Origin of the sequence: Falsiroseomonas tokyonensis (genome assembly GCF_019024325.1) — a bacterium.
Lineage (GTDB): Bacteria > Pseudomonadota > Alphaproteobacteria > Acetobacterales > Acetobacteraceae > Falsiroseomonas > Falsiroseomonas tokyonensis.
Genome location: NZ_JAFNJS010000004.1, coordinates 273,098 through 292,449 on the forward strand (window position 1 = coordinate 273,098; position 19,352 = coordinate 292,449).

Sequence of the window (19,352 nt, forward strand, 5' to 3'; positions counted from 1 at the left end):
CGTCAGCCCGGCAGGCGGTCCAGCAGCTTGTCGAGCGTGATCGGATAATCCCGCACACGGATGCCGGTGGCGTTGTGGATCGCATTCGCCACCGCCGCACCGACGCCGCAAAGGCCGAGCTCGCCCACGCCCTTCGCCTTCATCGGCGAGGAGGTGGGATCGACCTCGTCGAGGAAGATCACCTCCTGCCGTGGCACATCGGCATGCACAGGCACCTCGTAGCCCGCCAGGTCGTGGTTGACGAAGAAGCCCTGGCGCGTATCGACGGCCAGCTCCTCCATCAGCGCGGCGCCGAGGCCCATGGTCATGGCGCCGATCACCTGGCTGCGTGCGGATTTCGGATTGAGGATGCGGCCGGCGGCGCAGACCGCCAGCATGCGCCGCACCCGCACCTCCGCCGTCGCGGCATCCACGGCGACTTCCACGAAATGGCCCGCGAAGGTCGATTGCTGGAAGCGCTTCTGCAAATCGCCGAATTCGATCGTGTCCTCCGCCGTCAGCGCGCCGTCGCGCGCCGCATCGGCCAGCGGGATGCTGCGCTCGCCGGATCGCACCATGCCATCGGCGAAGTCGGCATCGCTGGCATTGAGGCCGAGCGCCTGCGCCACCTGTTCGCGCAGCTTCACGCAGGCGGCATAGACGCCGGCGGTGGAGGTATTGGCGCCCCATTGCCCGCCCGAACCGGCGGAGGCCGGGAAGCTGGAATCGCCCAGCCGCACCACGACGCGGTCCAGCGCCACGCCCATCATCTCCGCCGCCGTCTGCGCGATGATGGTGTAGCTCCCGGTGCCGATATCGGTCATGTCGGTCTCAACGGTGACGATGCCTTCGCCGTCCAGCCGCACCCGGGCGCCGGACTTGTCCACGAGGTTGTTCCGGAAGCCCACGGCCATGCCGAGGCCGACCAGCCAGCGCCCTTCCCGCCGCGTGCCGGGCTGCGCGCTGCGCTGGTCCCAGCCGAACCCGGCCGCGCCCTGGCGCAGGCACTCTATCAATTGGCGCTGGGAGAAGGGGCGGTCAGGCTTTTCCGGATCCTCCTGCGTGTCGTTCAGGATGCGGAATTCGACGGGGTCGATGCCGAGCTTCTCGGCCATCTCGTCCATCGCCACTTCCAGTGCCAGCAGGCCCGGCGCCTCGCCCGGCGCGCGCATCGCATTGCCCTCGGCCAGGTCGAGATGCGCGAGGCGCGTGCCGGTCAGGCGATTGGCGCCGGCGTAGAGAAGGCGCGTCTGCTGGATCGCATTCTCCTCCTCGCCGCCCTCCACATTGCCGGACCAGCTTTCATGCGCGATGGCGGTGAGGCGCCCATCCCGCCCGGCACCAAGGCGGATGCGCTGGATGGTCGCGGCACGATGCGTGGTGTTGTTGGCGATCAGCGGCCGCTGCAGCGCCACCTTCACCGGCCGCCCGGCCAGCCGCGCACCCAGGGCCGCCAGCAGGATATCGGCGCGCAGGAACAGTTTCGCGCCAAAACCGCCGCCGACATAGGGCGAACGGATCCGCACCTGCTCCTTCTTCAGGCGCAGCGTCTTGGCCAGGTCCTGATGCGCCCAGGCGACCATCTGGTTCGAGGTCCAGACCTCCAGGCTCTCACCGTCCCAGGCGGCGAGGCTCGCATGCGGCTCCATCATCGCATGCGTCTGGTCCGGCGTGGTGTAGGTGGCATCGAGCTGCACCGGGGCCTCGGCGAAGGCCTTGGCGAAGTCGCCGATCTTCGAATCGGGCGAGTCCTTGGACGGGCCGACGCCTTCCGCCTTGGCTTCCGCCAGGTCGAAGGCGCCCTCCTCCACCGCATACGCCACCTGCACACGCTGCGCGGCATCGCGCGCCTGTTCAAAGGACTCGGCGATCACCAGCGCGATGGCCTGGTGGTAATGCGTGATCTCCGGCCCGCCGAGCAGCGGCGCGGCGTTGCGCTTGCCCTTGTCGAGCGGGCCGGCATTTTCCGTCGTCAGGATGGCGATGACGCCGGGCGCGGCATGCGCGGCATCGAGATCCATCCGCGTGATGCGCCCCTTGGCGATGCCGGCGCCGACCACCCAGCCATAGGCCTGGTTCGGCACGGCCTCGTGCTGCTCATAGGCATAGGGCGCGGCGCCGCGCACCTTCAGCGGGCCGTCGATGCGATCCACCGGCTGGCCGATGATGCGCAGCCGGTCGATGGGATTGGTGGTGGCAGGTGTGTCGAAGCGCATGGCTCAGCTCCTCGCCTCGGCCAGCACCGCGCCCAGCGTGCGCTCGACCAGCTTCAGCTTGAAGGCGTTGTCCTCGGTCGGGCGCGCGCCCTGCATCAGGGCGGCGGCGCTGGCCTGCGCCCCCTGCGGCAAGGCCGCATCGGCCTCCGCCCGCCGCCACGGCTTCGGCGCCACGCCGCCGAGTGCCACCGCGCCGCTACCGTCGCGCTGGATCACCGCCGCGACGGAGACGAGGGCAAATGCATAGGAGGCGCGGTCGCGCACCTTGCGATAGACATGGGTGCCGCCCACGGGCGGCGGCAGCGTCACGGCGGTGATCAGCTCGCCGGGCTGCAGCGCGGTCTCGATCTGCGGCGTCTCGCCCGGCAGGCGGTGGAAACCCTCGATCGGGATTTCGCTTGTGGCGCCATCGGGCCGCACCGTTTCCACCACCGCATCCAGCGCGCGCATGCCCACCGCCATGTCGCTGGGATGCGTCGCGATGCAGGCCTCGCTGCCGCCGACCACGGCGAGCTGCCGGCTGTAGCCGGCCAATGCGCCGCAGCCGCTGCCGGGCTCGCGCTTGTTGCAGGGCTGGTCGGTATCGTAGAAATAGGGGCAGCGAGTGCGCTGCAGCAGGTTGCCCGCCGTGGTCGCCTTGTTGCGCAGCTGGCCGGAGGCACCGGCCAGCAGCGCGCGGGCCAGCACCGCATAATCGCGCCGCACCCGCGCATCGGCCGCGAGATCCGTATTGCGCACCAGCGCGCCGATGCGCAGCCCGCCCTCCGCCGTCGGCTCGATCCGATCCAGCGCCAGGCCGTTGACGTCGATGAGATGGCCAGGCCGCTCGATCCGCAGCTTCATCAGGTCCAGCAGATTGGTGCCGCCGGCGATGAATTTCGCGGACGGGCTGCGCGCCGCCGCCGCGGCGGCCGCGGCGGGGCTTTGCGCACGTTCATAGGTGAAGGGCATCATGCCGGCTGCCCCCCGACCTCGTTAATGGCATCCAGGATATTCGCATAGGCGCCGCAGCGGCAGATATTGCCGCTCATGCGCTCGCGGATCTCCGCGTCGCTGATGCGGACCGCGTCCAGGCTTTCGCTGACATGGCTGGGGATGCCGGCCTCGATCTCCTCCAGCACCGCGACGGCGCTGCAGATCTGGCCGGGCGTGCAATAGCCGCATTGGTAGCCGTCGTGCTTGACGAAGGCCGCCTGCATCGGGTGCAGCGCCTCCGCCGTGCCGAGGCCCTCGATGGTGGTGATGCTCTCGCCCTCATGCATCACGGCGAGGGTCAGGCAGGAATAGATGCGCCTTCCCTCCACCAGCACGGTGCAGGCGCCGCACTGGCCGTGATCGCAGCCCTTCTTGGTGCCGGTCAGGCGCAGCGCCTCGCGCAGCGCATCCAGCAGTGTCGTGCGGGTATCCAGCTCCAGCTCACGCACCGCGCCGTTCACGCGCAGGGAAAGGCGCGCCAGGCTGACATCCCCCGGGACGGGATCCGGGGCGGGCGTTCGGGACGATGTTTCGGTATCTGGGATGGGCATGGTGGCGGCTCCGGCGCGCGGTTTGACGTGACAGCGCAGCGGGGGCGCAAACGTTGCCTCGCGATGCGCGGCCGCCGGCTTGAGCCAGGGCTCGGCCGCTCCACATTGGCATCGAGCCATCCGGGAACCGCAGGCATGACCGAGACCACACCCTACACGCCGCCCAAGATCTGGACCTGGAACCGCGAGAATGGCGGGCAGTTCGCCAGCATCAACCGCCCCATCGCGGGGCCGACGCATGAGAAGGCGCTGCCGGTGGGCCGCCACCCGCTGCAGCTCTATTCCCTGGCCACGCCGAATGGCGTGAAGGTGACCATCATGCTGGAGGAGCTGCTGGCCGCCGGCCACAGCGGGGCCGAATATGATGCCTGGCTGATCTCGATCCGCGACGGCGCGCAATTCGGCAGCGGCTTCGTGGAGGTCAATCCGAACTCCAAGATCCCGGCGCTGATGGATCGCAGCGGGCCTACGCCCATCCGCATCTTCGAATCCGGCGCCATCCTGGTGCACCTGGCCGAGAAGTTCGACGCCTTCCTGCCGAAGGACCCGGCGCCGCGCGCCGAATGCCTGTCCTGGCTGTTCTGGCAAATGGGCAGCGCGCCCTATCTCGGCGGCGGCTTCGGCCACTTCTACGCCTATGCGCCGAGCAAGATGGAATACCCGATCGACCGCTTCGCGATGGAGGTGAAGCGCCAGCTGGATGTGCTCGACCGCCGCCTGGCCGAGAGCGCGTTCCTGGGCGGCGCCGACTATACCATCGCCGATATCGCGGTCTTCCCCTGGTATGGCGGGCTGGTGAAGGGGTGGCTCTATGACGCGGCGGAATTCCTGCAGGTGCAGGACTACAAGCATGTGAACCGCTGGGCCGATACCATTCTCGCCCGCCCAGCCGTGCAGCGCGGCCGCATGGTGAACCGCAGCTTCGGCGATCCGGCGATGCAGCTGCATGAGCGCCATGACGCGCGCGATTTCGAAACGCGCACGCAGGACAAGCTGGCGGCCGCCGGCTAGTGGTGGCGGCGGTGGACACGAAACTGTGTTCGACGCCTCTCACGCACCCAGCGTGGGAAAGCGCGGCCCGGCTTCTTCCCAGCCGGCATCGCCACCCCTAATGCCGAGGAAGTGTTCCGGCTGCAGTGCCGGACCCGATCATCCGGCCAAGGACCCCGCATGGCCCCTGCTCCGGGGCGCCCCTTGACGCTTCGGGCGCATCTGCTCCGCCTCACCCTCGTGGTCCTGCTGCCGGCGCTTCTGGCGGGTGGGTTGACCGCCTGGGAGCTGGGACGCGCCTATCGCCAGGCCGTGGAAGCCGCGCTGCAGGCGGGCGCCCGCACCCTGGCCGTCGCCCTGGACCGGGAGATCGAGGTGGCGGTGACCGCGGCCACCTCGCTGGCCGGCACGCGCGCGCTGCGCGCCATGGCCGCGCGCGGCGACAGCGTGACGGATGACGCGATCGCGGAGATCTATGAGCGGGCGCGCACCCTGGGCAGTGCCTTCGGCGGCTGGGTGCTGCTGGTGCGCGCGGATGGGGAGCAGCTGTTCAATACGCAGCGCCCGCTGGGCACCCCGCTGCCCGAGGCCGCCTCCCAGCCCTGGATCCGCCGCGCCACGCAGAGCGGCCAGCCCGCCGTGACCAACCTGGTCACCGGCAATGTCTCGCAGCGGCCGGTGCTGTCGGTGGTCGCACCCGTGCTGGCCCACGGGCACAGCGCCGGGGAGGAGGCGGCCCCGCTGGCCATCCTGCTGGCCTTCGACCCCGCCCGGCTGGCCGCCCTGCTGGCCCAGGCGGGAGAGGGCGGGGTCGCAGGCCTGGTCCAGGTGGAAGATGGTCGCCTCATCGCCCGGTCCGAGAATCACGCCGCCACCCTTGGCCGGTCAGCGCCGGACTGGGTGGTGGGCCCGCTGCGCGGGCGGGCCACCGGCCTGGCCTCTGGCCCCGCCTTCGATGGCACCCAGGTTGTCGCCGCCTTCCAGCGGCTGGACCGCGTGCCCTGGGCGGTCGCGGTCAGCGCGTCCCGCGCCACCTATGAGGCTGCCTGGCGCAGGCCGCTCGAACGCCTGGCGATCGGGGGCGCGGCGCTGCTGGCGGCGGGGCTGCTGCTGGCGGGGCTGCTGGCGCGGCGGCTGCTGGGCCCGGTCAGCGCCCTGGCGCGGGACGCGCAGGACCTCGCGGCCGGCCGTGCCGCGGCTTCCGCCATGCCCTCCACCGCCGTCGCGGAATTCGAGGCGCTGCGCAGCGTGCTGTCCCAGGCGGCGGAGACCACGCGGGCGCGCTCCGTCTCCGAAGGCCGTGCCGCGGCGGCGGAGGAGGCGGCGGCCGAATTGCGCGCGGAACGCGACCGCGCGCGGCTGTATTTCGACATGGTGCAGGCGGTGCTGGTCGTGCTCGGACCCGATGGGCGGGTGCGCAGCATCAACCGCCACGGCCTGGCCGTGCTGGGGCTGGAGCGGGAGGACCAGGCGGTCGGCCGCAACTGGTTCGACAGCTTCGTGCCGCCGCGCCTGCGCCCGCAGCTCCGGCAGCTGTTCCGGGCCCTGGCCGAGGACACGGAGGAAGCCGCCGCCAGCTTCGAGAATGCGGTGCTGCGCGCCGATGGCGAGGAACGGCTGGTGGTCTGGCGCAATGCCGTGCTGCGCGATGCGGCGGGCGGGCTGCTGGCCGTGGTCGCCTCGGGCGAGGATATCACCGACCGGCGCGCGACGGAGGAACGCCAGACGCTGCTGATGCGGGAAGTGGACCACCGCGCCAAGAATGCGCTCGCCGTGGTGCAGTCCATTTTGCGCCTGACGCGCGCGGAACGGCCGCAGGATTACGCCGCCGCGGTGGAAGGGCGGGTGAATGCCCTGGCCCGTGCCCATACGCTGCTGGCGCGCGAACGTTGGGTCGGCGGCAGCCTGCGGGAGCTGGTGCAGACGGAACTGGCCGCCTATGGCGCCGAGGGCCGGCTGCAGATCGGCGGGCCGCCGCTGCGGCTGGTGCCGGATGCGGTGCAGCCGCTGTCGCTGGTGCTGCATGAACTGGCCACCAATGCCGCCAAATACGGGTCGCTTTCCGTCGCCGGCGGAAGGCTGACCGTGGCCTGGCGGCTGGAAGACGATGGGAGGCTGCGCCTGGACTGGCAGGAGGATGGCGCACCTGCCTCCCCCTGGGCGACCCAGCCGGTGCAAGCGCCGCCGCGGCGCGGCTTCGGATCGCGGATGATCGCGGCCACCGTCACCGGGCAGCTGGGCGGCACGATGGAGCTGGATTGGCGGCCGGGCGGGCTGCATTGCCGGCTGCGGATCGGCGCGGGCCGGGTGGCGCTGCGCGATGCGGCCACGCCCCCCACCAGCCGCGAAGCCGCCGCGGCCGGGCCGCCCGTCGCGCGGCTGGCCCGCCGCCGCATCTTGCTGGTGGAGGATGAGCCGCTGGTGGCGCTGGATCTGGAGGAGACCCTGCGCGAGCTGGGCTGCGAGGTGGTGGGCCCGGCGGCAACCCTGACCGAGGGGCTGCGCCTGGCGGAGACGGAGGCGCCGCGGCTGGATGCGGCCATGCTGGACGTGAACCTGGGCGGCCAGGCCGCCTTCCCGCTGGCCGATCTGCTGCTGCGGCATGGGGTGCCGGTGATCTTCGCCACCGGCTACAGCGAATTGCCCGCCGGCTGGACCCCGGAAGCCGGGCAGGGCCGGGTGACGCTGATGCGCAAGCCGATCGACCCGCCCGCCCTGGCGGTGGTGCTCTGCCGCCTGGTTCTGCCTTCGCCGCAAGCGGCGGGGCCCTCTCCCTAGGCGGGCCCATCAAAGGCCCTTGAGGCCGCCGCCGCAGGCGGCCTGCGGCGTTGAACCCGCATCCATCGCCCGCCCTCCACCGCCCGCAGCGGGGCCGGCCCGACCCAAGGAACCTTCCGCATGAGTGGCCGCAACGCGTCCGAATCCGACTTCGACCTGGTGGTCAGCCTGCCCGATGTCGTCGCCATCATCGACACCGCCCGCGCCGCCGGCGAGATGCAGGAGGAGACGGCGAATGAGGAGATGCAGGATCCGGAGACGCCGGACGATCTCGACCCCGATGCGCTCTCGGCGCAGCTGGAGGCGCGGATCGCGGCGCTGAACGAGGATGAGCAGGCGGCGCTGATCGCCCTCGCCTGGATCGGCCGCGGCGATTACGGGGCGGCCGAATGGGACGAGGCCCGCCGCATGGCGCGGGAGCGTGCGGCAGGCGGCGGCACCGCGCGCTACCTGGCCGAGATGGAGCTGCTGGGCGACCTGCTCTCCGAGGGCCTGGCCGAGCTCGGCCTGCCGGCGGAGGAGGAGGAGCGGTAAGGCCGCCAGCGGCGCATGGGAATGGCGCGTCGCGCGGTCTAGGCTTGGCCGATTATTGGCAGGGCCTCGGACATGACGCATGACACCGGCAAGGCGACCCGTCGCCTCATCCTGGAACCACTGACGGCGGAGGCCTTCGCGGCCTTCGGCGATGTGGTGGACCCGCCGGCGGAGGCCGCACCCGCGCTGCTGGCCGAAAGCCTCGGCGGGCAGGATGGCGCACACCAGCCGCGCCTGTCCTTCAGCTGCGCCCCGGCCTGGACGCTGCCGCTGGAGGTGCGGGAGATGGAGCGGCACAACCGCTCCTCGCAATGCTTCGTGCCGATGGATGTGGCGCGCTGGGTCATTCTCGTGGCACCAGATCGCGGTGGTCGGCCGGATACGGCAGGGCTGCGCGCCTTCCTGGTGCGCGGCGACCAGGCGGTGAACTACCACCGCGGCACCTGGCACCACCCGGTGCGCGCGCTGGACCGGCCGGGCCGCTTCGCCGTGCTGATGTGGACCACCGGCCGCAAGCAGGATGACGAGGAATGGGCGACGCTGCCGCAGCCGGTGACGATCGCGGCGGCCTGACGTCAGGCGAACCGCTCCGGCCGATAGGGCGCGGGCGGCAGGAAGGGGGTCGCGCCCTCCATCATCTCCGCCAGTAGCCGGCCGGTGCTCGGGCCCAGGGTCAGGCCCTGATGGGCATGGCCGAAGGCGCACCAGGCGCCGGGCTGGCGTGGCAGCGGGCCGATGATCGGCAGCATGTCCGGCGTGCAGGGGCGCACGCCCATCCAGGGCGCCTCCTCGACCCGCCCGTCCAGCGGCAGCAGGCGCTGCGCCAAGGGTTCCGCGCGGGCCAGCTGCACTGGCGTCGGCGGTGCCTCGTTCGTGGCGAATTCCGCCCCCGTTGTCAGCCGCACGCCGGCCCGCATCGGCGCCAGCAGGAAGCCGCTCTGCGTATCCAGGATGGGGCGGTTCAGCACGGCATTGCCGCGCAGCCGATAGTGCCTGTGGTAGCCGCGCTTGCCGAAAAGCGGCGGCGCATAGCCCAGGCGCCGCGTCACGGTGGCGGCCGCGGCGCCCAGCGCGATAACCACCTGCGCCGCCTCCACCGGCCCGTGCGGCGTGGATGCGCGCCAACCGGCGCCGTGGCGCGCCAGCGTGGTGGCATCGCCGCGCAGGATCTGCCCGCCCGCCGCCTCGAACTGCGCGGCATAGGCCAGCGTCAGCGCCTGCGGGTCGCTCACCGAAAGCGGGTCGGTCCAGTGGATGGCGCCCGCGCGCGCGACCTGCAGATGCGGCTCTGCAGCCGCCAGCGCCTGGCTGTCCAGCGCCGCGAAATTCACGCCATGCTCGCGCCTGGCACGCTCCGCCTCCGCCAGCGCCGCCGCCAGCGACTGGTCCGAGGCATAGAGACGCATCCAGCCGATCGGCCGCAGCAGCGCCATTGCGGGCGTGCCCTGCGCCAGGGCCAGATGCTCATCCAAGCAGCTGGCGATCAGCGCGGCATGGCCGGCGACGGCCTGGGCATAGCGCTCTGGCGAGGAATGCCACCAGTAGCGCAGCAGCGGCAGGACCAGGCCCGGCAGCGCGCGGGGATGGTAGACCGCATCGACGGAGCGGTTGCCAGCGATGCGCAGGATCTCGGACAGCTTGCGCGGGAAGGGATGCGGGAAGACGGCCTCGCGCTGGATCAGCCCGCCATTGCCGAAGCTCGCCCCCTCCCCCGGCGCCTGGCGGTCCAGCAGCACCACCTCCCGCCCCCGCATGCGCAGATGCAGCGCCACGGAGACGCCGACCATCCCGGCCCCCAGCACCAGCACCGATCCCGTCATCCGCCTGTCCCTTCGCATCGCAGCAGGCAGCTTGCGGGCAAGCGGCGCCGGGCGGTAGCCCCGTCTTGCGAGGCTGGCCCCGCCCCGCCATGCTCGCCCCCAATCGCCAGAACGACAGACGGCCGACCGCCCGCCCCAGGCGGCTGCGGGCCGCGTGCCCGCGGCCATGCCGCGCCCATACGTCGCAAGAGGTCCTGCCCATGACGCGTCCCTTCCACCTCGGCTGGTTCCTGCAAGGCTCCTCCGTCCAGGCCTGGGGCGAGCCCTGGACCGGCGCGATCGGCCGCGACTGGCGGGTGCCGGAGCTGTTCTGCGACATCGCCCGCGCGCTGGAACGCGCCTGCTTCGACTATGTGCTGATCGAGGACAGTTCCTATGTCGGCGAAAGCTTCGGCGGATCGCGCGAGATCTACCTGGCCAATGGCCTGTCCGTGCCGCGCCAGGACCCGAGTGTGATCGCAACCCTGATGGCCGCCGCCACCAGCCGCATCGGCATCGTGCCGACGCTCTCGACCTTCGCCTATCCGCCCTATCTGCTGGCCCGGCTGGTGGCGACGCTGGACCAGGTCTCCGCCGGCCGCATCGGCTGGAACATGGTGACCGGCAGCAGCGATTATGCGGCGATGAACTACGGCATGCCGGGCATGCCGGAGCACGACCTGCGCTACGACATGGCCGATGAATACATGGCCGCGGTGAATGCGCTGTGGGACAGCTGGGAGCCCGGCGCCATCCTGGCGGATACGGAGACCGGCGTGCTGGTGGACCACACCAAGGTCCATGCCGCGAATTTCGAGGGCAGGTGGTTCAGGACGCGCGGCCCGCTGAATTCCGGCCCCTGCGTGCAGGGCCGCCCCGTCATCGCCCAGGCCGGCGGCAGCGGGCGCGGCAAGCGCTTCGCGGCGCTGCATGCCGATACGGTGGTGGCCAGCGTGAAGGGCGTCGCCGCCATGCGTGCCTATAGGGACGACGTGCGCGCCAATGCCGTAGCGCAGGGGCGCGATCCGGATCGGATCAAGATCCTGTTCCTGGTGGCGCCGACGCTGGGCGAGACGATGGAGGAAGCGCAGCTGCGCAAGCGCCAGCGGCTGGCGCGGGCGGAGGCGCAGGTGCCGCTGTTCCTCGCGCATTTCGGCAAGATCACGAATATCGACTTCGGCCGCTACGACCTGGATACGCCGGTGGACCAGCTGGACCTGCGCACCAATGGCCACCAGCAGTCGCTGGACGACTTCAAGCGCGTCGCCGGCAAGCGCAGCCTGCGCGATGCCATGATGGCCTATCGCGGCACGCCCGGATCGGTGGAGCTGACCGGCACGCCGGATGCGGTGGCCGCCCAGATGGCGGAGGCGATGCAGGAGGCCGGCGGCGATGGCTTCCTGCTCTCGCTCGGCGATGTCAGCCGGCGCAGCGTGGCGGAGATCGCGGACGGGCTGGTGCCGGCGCTGCAGGCGCGCGGCCTGGCGCGGCGCGCCTATGCCCATGCGCAGTTCCGCGACAATCTGCTGGAGTTCTGACGGCCGCATCACGCCGCCTTGCATGCGCCTGGCGGAACCGCGCCCCCACGCCGCGCGCTGGCGCATCCTTGGCGGATGGGACCGGGGATGCGCGATACGGAAGGCCAGGATGACCCGGCGACGCTGAGCGCGGAGCCGGAGGGGCTGCTGGCCGCGCGGCTGGTGGAGCGAGGCGAAGCGGGGCTGGTCTTCGTGGCGCGCAGCGAAGGCCGCGCCAGGCGGCTTTATAACGCCGCCCGCGCTTTGGCGCCGGCCGCAATGCCGGTGCGGCTGCTGCCGGCCTGGGACTGCCTGCCCTATGACCGCGTCTCGCCATCACGTGCCGTGATGGGCCAGCGCATGGCGGTGGCCGCCGCGCTGGCTTCGGGCGGCGCCGCCGGGCTGCTGATCGGGTCCGTCGAGGCGCTGGCGCAGCGTCTGCCGCGGCCCGATCCGGGACTCTCGCTGCGGCTGGAGCCCGGCCAGGCGCTGGAGGTGGAGGCATTGGGCAAGGATCTGTTGCGGCTGGGCTATGGGCTGGATGACCGCGTCGACGATCCGGGCGAGGTCGCGCTGCGCGGCAGCGTCATCGACGTGACGCCAGCCGGCGCCGAGGAACCGCTGGCGCTCCGGCTGCGGCATGAGGCCGGGCGGCTGCTCGGCATCCATCGCTACGACATCGTCACCCAGCGCAGCCAGGAGGAGGCGGAGGCGGAGTTGGTGCTGAACCCGGCCTCCGAACTCGTGCTGCCGCCCGGCCATCCGCTGCTGGAGGCGCGGCCGCCCGGGCTGGAACATGCGCTCGCCGCCTTCAGCGAGGATCTGGTCGCGCCCCTGGCGCTGTGGCCGGAGGCCGAGGTGATCCTGGATGCCGGGGCGGAGGAGGCGCTGGCGCGCCGCCGAGCAGAGGTGGCGGAGGGTTTCGGCGGCCATGCCGCCCTGCGCCCTGCCGATGCGCCGCCGCTGCCCCCGGCCGAGGCGCTGCACCTGGATGCCGCCGCCTGGCAGGCCGCGCTGGCCGGCCGCAGGCCAGTGCAACTGGCGGCGCCCAAGGACCCGCCAAACCCCCTTCCCGATTTCAGCCGCCAGCCGGAGTCCGCGCTGGTGGCGCATGCCCGCGCGTTGCTGGAAGGCGGCGCCCGCCTGGCGCTGGCGGGCGTGCCCGGCAGCGGCCTGCGGCGGCTCGGCGCCCGGCTGGCGGAGGCGCTGAACCGGCCCGCGCAGCCGGTGGCGGATTGGCCGGCGCTGCTGGCCCTGCCGCCCGGCAGCCTGGCCATCCTGCCGGCGCCGGCCGACCTGCCGGGCATCGCGACGGCGGAGGCGGTGGTGCTGCCGCTGCGCCATATCCGCGCGCCGGCGGAGGCACCGCGCGGCCAGGCCGCCGATCCGCTTGCCGCCTTCACCTTCGCCAGCCTGCAGCCCGGGGATGCGGTGATCCATGCCGAGCACGGGCTGGGCGCGCTGCGCGGCGTGCAGTCGGTGGAAACCGGCGCTGCCTGCCTGGACTGCCTGAAACTCGACTACGCCGATGCGGCGCAGCTGGTGCCCTTCGATGAGCTGGACCGGCTGTGGCGCTATGGCGCGGAGACCACGGGGCTGAGCCTGGACCGGCTGGGCAGCGAGAGCTGGCCGAAGCGCCGGGCAAAGGCCGAGGCCGCGGTGGCGGAGACGGCGCGCGCCCTGCTGGCCGCCGTGCAGGCGCGGCGCGCAGCGAAGGCGCCGGTGCTGCAAGCGCCGCCGGAGGCACTCGCGCCCATCGTCGCCCGCTTCCCGCATGAGCTGACACCCGACCAGGCCGCCGCTGTGGCGGCGGTGCGCGCGGATCTCGAAAGCGGCCGGCCGATGGACCGGCTGGTCTGCGGCGATGTCGGCTTCGGCAAGACGGAGGTGGCGCTGCGCGCCGCCGCTATCGCCGCGCTGGCTGGCCACCAGGTGGCGCTGCTGGCGCCCACAACGGTGCTGGTGCGCCAGCATCTGGAAAGCTTCCGCCGCCGCTTCGCCGGCACCGGATTGCGGGTGGAGGCGCTGTCCCGCCTGACGCCGCCGGCCGAGGCGCGGGCGATCCGCGCCGCCATCGCGACCGGCGAGGTGGCGATCGCCATCGGCACCCAGGCGCTGGCGGCTTCCTCCGTCCACTTCGCCGACCTGGCGCTGCTGATGATCGACGAGGAACAGCGATTCGGCGCGCGCCAGAAGGCGCAGCTGCGCAAGCTTCGGGAAGCCGGCGCGCCGCATGTGCTGACGCTGACGGCCACGCCGATTCCGCGCACGCTGCAGGCGTCGCTTGTCGGGCTGCGGGAGCTGAGCGTGATCGCCACCGCCCCGGCGCGGCGCCAGCCGGTGCGCACGCTGCGCGCCACGCCGGATGACGCGCTGCTGGCCCAGGCGCTGCGGCGAGAGGCGCGGCGCGGCGGGCAGAGTTTCGTCGTCTGCCCGCGCATCGAGGATATCGACCCGCTGCGCCAGCGCATCGCGGCGCTGGTGCCGGAGCTGAAGCTGATCGTCGCGCATGGCGGCCTGCCTGCGGCGGAGGTGGATGCGGCCATGCTGCGCTTCGCCGAGGGCGGGGCGGATGTGCTGCTTTCCACCAACATCGTCGAATCCGGCCTCGACGTGCCGCGCGCCAATACCATCCTGGTCTGGCGCGCCGACCGCTTCGGCCTGTCGCAGCTGCACCAGCTGCGCGGCCGCGTCGGGCGCGGACGGGACCGCGGCACGATCTACCTGCTGACCGACCCCGCGCATCGCATCTCGCCCGCCACCGAGGGCCGGCTGCGCACGCTGGAAGCGCTGGACCGCGTCGGCGCCGGCTTCGCCATCAGCCTGCGCGACCTGGATCTGCGCGGCGCCGGGGAATTGCTGGGGGAGGCGCAGGCCGGGCATGTGCGGCTGGTGGGGATGGAGCTGTATCGCCACCTGATGGAGCGCGCCCTGGCCGTGGCGCGCGGGGAGACGCCGCCGGAGATCTGGAGCCCGTCCCTGGCACTCGGCGTCGATGCCTTCGTGCCGGAGGCGCATGTGCCAGAGGAGGCGCTGCGCGTCGATGTGCATGCGCGGCTGAGCCGCATGCTGCGGGACGGCGATGCGGCGGCGGTGGATGCGCTGGAGGATGAGATGGAGGACCGCTTCGGCGCGCCACCGGAGCCCTTGCAGAATCTGTTCGCCCTGGTGCGGCTGTCCATCGCCTGCCGACGCCTCGGCATCGCGCGGCTGGAGGTGGGGCCGGCGGCCGCGGCGGCTACGCCACGCCAGGTGCCGGCCGACCCGCCCGCCGCGCTGGAATGGTCGAAGGGCCGACTGCTGCTGCGCCAGGCGAGCGGCACGGCGGCGGAACGGCTGGCGGTGGCGCAGGCGCTGCTGGCGGCGTTGGCGCCGCTTCAACTGGCGATCGCATAGGCCGGGCGGCGGGGATCGGCGCCGGCGGCCATCAGGCCCGTCGCCGGATCGATGCGGATCGCCTCCACGCTGCCGGCGGCATAGGCCCAGTCGGGCCAGGCCTGGATCTCATGGCCCAGCGCCGCCAGCGCGGCGCGCGTTCCGGCGGGGATGCGCGATTCGACGGCGAGCTTGCGCGGGAAATACTCGAAGGGCGCGAAGGAGGAGGGGAAGGCATAGGTCGCGATGCGCGGCGCCTCGATCGCCTCCTGCACCTCCATGCCGAAATGCAGCACGTTCAGCAGCACCTGCAGCATGGACTGCACCTGCACATCGCCGCCCGGCGTACCGAAGGGCATGACGCCGCCATCGGCCAGCACGGCGAGGGCGGGGTTGGGCGTGAGGCGCGGCCGCTTGCCGGGCGCCACGCCGCAGGGATGCGCGGGATCCACCCGGCTCTGCGAGCCGCGTGCGGAGGGCACGATGCCGAGGCCAGGCACCACAGGCGCGTTCCAGGACCCGTCTGAGGGCGTGGCGCTGAAGGCGTTGCCCCAGCGATCGACGACGCAGACGTAGCTGGTATCGGCCTCCACCTCCGGCGGCTTTTCGCGGATGAGCGGCGGCAGTTCGGTGCCATGGCCGATCAGCGGCGGCGGCATGTCCGGGCAGGCGGCTTCGGCGCGGAAGCCGGCGGCGCGGGCGGCGATGTGCGTGGCGGAGAGCAGCTGGTCCAGCGGCACATCGGCCATCGCCGGATCGCCAAAGTGGTATTCGCGATCAGCCAGCGCGGCCTTCAGCGCCTCCGCGATCACATGCAGGTATGCGGCGCTGTTGTGTGCGAGGCCGGTGAAGCCGATGCGCTCGGCGACCAGCAGCGCCTCCAGCAGCGCGGGCCCCTGGCACCAGGGGCCGCAGGTGGAGATGGCATGGCCGCGCCACATCCGCGTCACCGCGGGCTCGATGCGGCTGCGGAAATTCGCGAGGTCCTCGCGCGCGAGATAGCCGCCCTGCTCCTGCTGGAAGGCGACGATCTTGGCGGCGATGTCGCCCCGGTAGAAGGCGGCATGCGCGGCGGCGAGGCCGGCGGCGCGGTCGCCAACGGCGGCGGCTTCCTCCTCCACCATGTAGGTGAGCATGGCGGCGAGATCGGCCTGCACGAATTTCTGGCCCACCGCGGGCGGCTTGCCGCCGGGCAGGTAGATCGCGGCGGTGCTCGGCCAGCGCATGTAGGAGTCGAATTTCTGAACCAGGTTCTTCGCCATGGTGGGGTGCATGGCAAAACCATCCCGCGCATGGCGGATGGCGGCGGCGGCGACCTCGCCGAAGGTCATCGTGCCGTGGCGCTGCAGCGCCGTGATCCAGGCATCGGGCGCCGCCGGCACCACCGTGCGCAGCACGCCCGGCGGCATCTTGCCGCCGTGTTCGCGCAGGAAGAGATCGGCGGGAATGGACTTCGGCCAATGGCCGAGGCCGGCGATGGTCTCCACCTGCCCCGCCGCGGTGCGCAGGATGATGGGCGCGACGCCGGCGACATTCACGATGTCCGACTGCACCACGCCCAGCGTGATGCCGGCTGCCACCCCGGCATCGATGGCATTGCCCCCCGCCTCCAGCACCGCATGCCCCGCCGCGGTGGCCAGGTAGTGGCCGGCGGAGACGGCGTGGCGCGTGCCGTAGAGGGTGGGGCGGCCCGTCATGGCGCCGGGCGGGCGTGGACGGCGACCACCTGCTCATCCATCCGCGGCGTATAGGTGATGCCGCGCCGCGTGCCGATCGCCGACATCTGCACATAGAGCGGGATCTGCACGTGCAGGTCCTGCACTCGGTGCATCGCCTGGCGCACCGCAGCCTCCCGCCCCTCATCCATGCGCACCATCACCTCCCGCACCATGGCGTCCACGGCCGGATCGCTGAAGCCGCTGCGGTTCGCACCGCCAAGGTTTCGGGGCACGTCGCGGGTGTGGAAGGAGGTGGAGAGCACGTAGGTGGCATCGCCGGAGGAGAAGGACCGGCCCACGAAATGCATCGGCAGCAGCACGCGGGCCGGGCGGATGCGCGGGAAGAAGACCGTGCTGGGCGTAACATCCACCGTCATCTTCAGCCCGGCGCGGGACAGCATCTGGCCGACCGCCTGGCAGATGCGGGCATCGTTCACGTAGCGGTCGTTGGAGCAGGAGATGGTCAGGCCGAAGCCATCCGGATAGCCGGCCTCCGCCAGCAGCCGGCGTGCGCCGGCGACATCGGCCGGCGTGACGCGCACCGCCGGGTCGTAGCCCCCGAAACCCTCGGGCGTGAGCTGGGCGGAGGCCACCGCCTGGCCCTCCATCACGCGCTCGACCAGCGCGTTGCGATCGATGGCCATGGAGAGTGCGCGGCGCACCCGCACATCGGACAGCGGGTTCACCGGCAGCGGCTGGCCATTGCCGTCCACCACAAGCGGCAGCGGATCCGGCGCCACGTTCAGCGACAGGTACATGATGCGGTCGGTCGGACGGCTGGCGATGTTCACGCGCCCTTCCCGACGCAGCCGCGACAGGTCGCTCAGCGGCACATCCTCGATCAGGTCATAATCGCCGGCGAGCAGGCCGGCCAGGCGCGCCGCGTCATTGGCGATGACGCGAACATCCACCTCGGCCCAGGCGGGCTTCGTGCCGTAGTAGCTCTCATTGCGCTGCAGCCGCATGCCGCTGGGCGAGACGCCGGTGCCGACGACGCGATAGGGGCCGGTGCCGATGGCGGCGCGGCCGCGGTTGAAATCCTCCGTGCTCGCCTGCGCCGCGGCGCGGGCGGAGACGATGAAGACATTCGTCATCTGGCCGGGGATCAGCGGATTCGGCTCGCTGGTATGTAGCCGCACGGTCAGCGGATCGACGATCTCGACGCGGTCGATGGTGCGCAGGTTGATGGTATAGGGGCCGATATTGCCCGGCACATTCGGGATGCGGGCGATGGAGAAGGCGATGTCTTCCGCCGTGAAAGGGGAGCCGTCATGGAAGGTGACGCCGGGGCGCAGCTTCAGCTCCCAGATCGTGGGCTCCACCGCGCGCCAGCTTTGCACCGCCCCGGGCACCTGGCGGCTGTTCTCGTCGCGGCTGATCACCGTGTCGTAGATGTGGCGCGCGGCGGCCATGTTCGGGCCGTTGAAGAAGAAGTGCGGGTCGATGCCGAAGGTGGATTGCACCGCCATGGTCAGCGTCTGCGCGCCGGCCGGCGCCGAGAGCGGCAGGCAGAGCGCTGCGAGCGCCAGCAGCCGGGACCAAGTGTTGGACCGCATCAGACGCCTCCTTTGGTGACGCGCCAGCCATCCAGCCGGTCGCGCAGTTGATAGGCCGTGCCGACCAGCGGCATGAACCAGGGATGGCCGGTGTAGAGCGGCCTCGTCGGGAAATTCAGCCGGGCGAAGGCGGAGACGCGGTTGGATCCGCCCAGGATCTGCCGCGCGACGACGCGGCCGAAATGCGTCATCCCCACCACGCCGCTGCCATTGCAGGCCAGCGCGTAATGCACGCCGTCCTGAATGCCGACATGCGGCATCATGTCGAAGGCGAAGGCGACATTGCCCTTCCAGCCATGGGTGATGCGCACGCCGGCGAGGTCCGGGATCAGGTCCACCAGGAAGCGATGCAGCGTCGCCGCCGCCCTTCGCGGATCCGTCTGCACGAAGCTGGCGCGGCCGCCGAACAGGATGCGGCGATGGTCCGGCGAGGGGCGGAAATAGTAGAGGATCTTCTTCGTATCGCCATAGACGCGCAGTTTCGGCAGCGCACGGCGCACGCGGTCCTCGCCCAGCTCTTCCGTCGCGATCATGTAGCTGGCGACCGGGATCAGCCGGCGGCGGAACCAGGGCGTCGCCGCGCCGGTATAGCCATTGGTTGCCAGCACCAGATGTTTTGCGGCGATGCGTCCCTTGTCGGTCGCGGCGACAAAACTGCCATCCGGCTGCCGGGCGTAGGATTGCAGCGCGACGCCGGAGACGAGGGTGGCGCCATATCGCGCCGCCGCCTCGGCCAGGGAGCGCACGTATTTCGCCGGATGCAGCCCGCCCGCGCGCAGCATCACCATGCCGCCGTGATATTTTTGGGTGGCAATCTCCTCCGCCACCGCGGCGCGCGGCACGACGAAAGCCTCCTCCGCGCCGGTCGCGGCGTTCAGCATCTCTGCCCGGCGCTTCAGCCCCTCCATCGCCTTGGGCGCATGCGCGCCGACGAAGCGGCCGCTGCGGACGAAATCACATACGAGATTTTCGCGCGCGATCAGCGCGGCGAATTCCTCATAGGCCGCTTCGCCTTCCTCCACCATCTCGGCGACCAGCTGCTTGCCAAACGCCTCAGCCAGGTCGGCGCGCACCTTGCCCAGGCTGCCGGCGCCGGACAGCGCACCGCCATTGCGCGAGGAGGCGCCCCAGCCGATCGTCTCCCGGTCGATCACCAGCGCCTTCACGCCCTGGCGGCCCAGTTCCAGCGCCGCGGAAAGGCCGGCGATGCCGCCGCCGACGATCAGCACCTCCGCGATATCGGGCAAGGGCGCCGCGGCGGGCGCGGGGGGCGCGGCCTCCCACCAATAGGGCGTCTCGCGGAAGCCAGGCGCGAAGAGGGCGTCGGGGCCTGTCATGCGGGCAGCCTCGGCGGCGCGGGCGCC

13 protein-coding genes are annotated in these 19,352 nt (G+C 71.8%); 6 read left to right on the forward strand and 7 right to left on the reverse strand.

What is annotated here, in order from left to right:
- Positions 1 to 2 precede the first annotated feature (2 nt).
- The 3 genes from paoC to paoA are packed head-to-tail and all read right to left on the reverse strand — an operon-like array spanning position 3 to position 3,721.
- The gene (paoC, locus tag J3S20_RS15050; protein WP_216837308.1) at positions 3 to 2,195 is read right to left on the reverse strand and encodes an aldehyde oxidoreductase molybdenum-binding subunit PaoC; all 2,193 of its coding nucleotides are present in this window, start codon (positions 2,193 to 2,195) and stop codon (positions 3 to 5) included.
- 3 nt (positions 2,196 to 2,198) lie between these two features.
- Complete coding sequence (locus J3S20_RS15055; RefSeq protein ID WP_216837309.1) at positions 2,199 to 3,149, reverse strand: FAD binding domain-containing protein; 951 nt, start codon at positions 3,147 to 3,149, stop codon at positions 2,199 to 2,201.
- Positions 3,146 to 3,721 (reverse strand): aldehyde dehydrogenase iron-sulfur subunit PaoA, encoded by a 576-nt coding sequence (gene paoA, locus J3S20_RS15060; RefSeq protein WP_216837310.1) that lies wholly within the window; start codon positions 3,719 to 3,721, stop codon positions 3,146 to 3,148. The genes J3S20_RS15055 and paoA overlap by 4 nt, the downstream gene beginning before the upstream one ends.
- A gap of 135 nt (positions 3,722 to 3,856) precedes the next feature.
- Here paoA and yghU point away from each other — a divergent pair, with 135 nt between their 5' ends.
- The 4 genes from yghU to J3S20_RS15080 all read left to right on the forward strand — a co-directional run bounded on the left by yghU (position 3,857) and on the right by J3S20_RS15080 (position 8,596).
- Positions 3,857 to 4,732: a glutathione-dependent disulfide-bond oxidoreductase gene (gene yghU / locus J3S20_RS15065; RefSeq protein WP_216837311.1), complete on the forward strand. Its 876-nt coding sequence runs from the start codon at positions 3,857 to 3,859 to the stop codon at positions 4,730 to 4,732.
- 159 nt (positions 4,733 to 4,891) lie between these two features.
- On the forward strand, positions 4,892 to 7,489 hold the full coding sequence (locus J3S20_RS15070) for an HWE histidine kinase domain-containing protein (protein ID WP_216837312.1): 2,598 nt from the start codon (positions 4,892 to 4,894) through the stop codon (positions 7,487 to 7,489).
- A gap of 120 nt (positions 7,490 to 7,609) precedes the next feature.
- Positions 7,610 to 8,023 carry a DUF3775 domain-containing protein gene (locus J3S20_RS15075; RefSeq protein WP_216837313.1) on the forward strand — a complete coding sequence of 138 codons (414 nt, stop codon included), beginning with the start codon at positions 7,610 to 7,612 and terminating at the stop codon, positions 8,021 to 8,023.
- Positions 8,024 to 8,095: 72 nt separating this feature from the next.
- The gene (locus J3S20_RS15080) at positions 8,096 to 8,596 is read left to right on the forward strand and encodes an ureidoglycolate lyase (protein WP_216837314.1); all 501 of its coding nucleotides are present in this window, start codon (positions 8,096 to 8,098) and stop codon (positions 8,594 to 8,596) included.
- A 2-nt stretch (positions 8,597 to 8,598) separates the two neighbouring features.
- Here J3S20_RS15080 and J3S20_RS15085 read toward each other — a convergent pair whose 3' ends face one another.
- Positions 8,599 to 9,843 carry an NAD(P)/FAD-dependent oxidoreductase gene (locus J3S20_RS15085; RefSeq protein ID WP_216837315.1) on the reverse strand — a complete coding sequence of 415 codons (1,245 nt, stop codon included), beginning with the start codon at positions 9,841 to 9,843 and terminating at the stop codon, positions 8,599 to 8,601.
- A gap of 200 nt (positions 9,844 to 10,043) precedes the next feature.
- On the opposite strand from J3S20_RS15085, the gene J3S20_RS15090 reads away from it, so the two are divergent.
- Positions 10,044 to 11,360 carry an NtaA/DmoA family FMN-dependent monooxygenase gene (locus J3S20_RS15090; RefSeq protein WP_216837316.1) on the forward strand — a complete coding sequence of 439 codons (1,317 nt, stop codon included), beginning with the start codon at positions 10,044 to 10,046 and terminating at the stop codon, positions 11,358 to 11,360.
- Between the two features lie 87 nt (positions 11,361 to 11,447).
- Positions 11,448 to 14,735: a DEAD/DEAH box helicase gene (locus J3S20_RS15095; protein WP_216837317.1), complete on the forward strand. Its 3,288-nt coding sequence runs from the start codon at positions 11,448 to 11,450 to the stop codon at positions 14,733 to 14,735.
- Here the strand turns inward: J3S20_RS15095 and J3S20_RS15100 are convergent.
- The 3 genes from J3S20_RS15100 to J3S20_RS15110 are packed head-to-tail and all read right to left on the reverse strand — an operon-like array spanning position 14,717 to position 19,325.
- The gene (locus tag J3S20_RS15100) at positions 14,717 to 16,411 is read right to left on the reverse strand and encodes a gamma-glutamyltransferase family protein (RefSeq protein ID WP_216837318.1); all 1,695 of its coding nucleotides are present in this window, start codon (positions 16,409 to 16,411) and stop codon (positions 14,717 to 14,719) included. The genes J3S20_RS15095 and J3S20_RS15100 overlap by 19 nt on opposite strands.
- Positions 16,408 to 17,988, reverse strand: a complete 1,581-nt coding sequence (locus J3S20_RS15105) for an ABC transporter substrate-binding protein (protein WP_216837319.1) — start codon at positions 17,986 to 17,988, stop codon at positions 16,408 to 16,410. The genes J3S20_RS15100 and J3S20_RS15105 overlap by 4 nt, the downstream gene beginning before the upstream one ends.
- A complete protein-coding gene (locus J3S20_RS15110; protein ID WP_216837320.1) occupies positions 17,988 to 19,325 on the reverse strand; it encodes an NAD(P)/FAD-dependent oxidoreductase in 1,338 nt (445 codons plus the stop codon). Before J3S20_RS15110 ends, J3S20_RS15105 begins: the two co-directional genes overlap by 1 nt.
- Positions 19,326 to 19,352 lie beyond the last annotated feature (27 nt).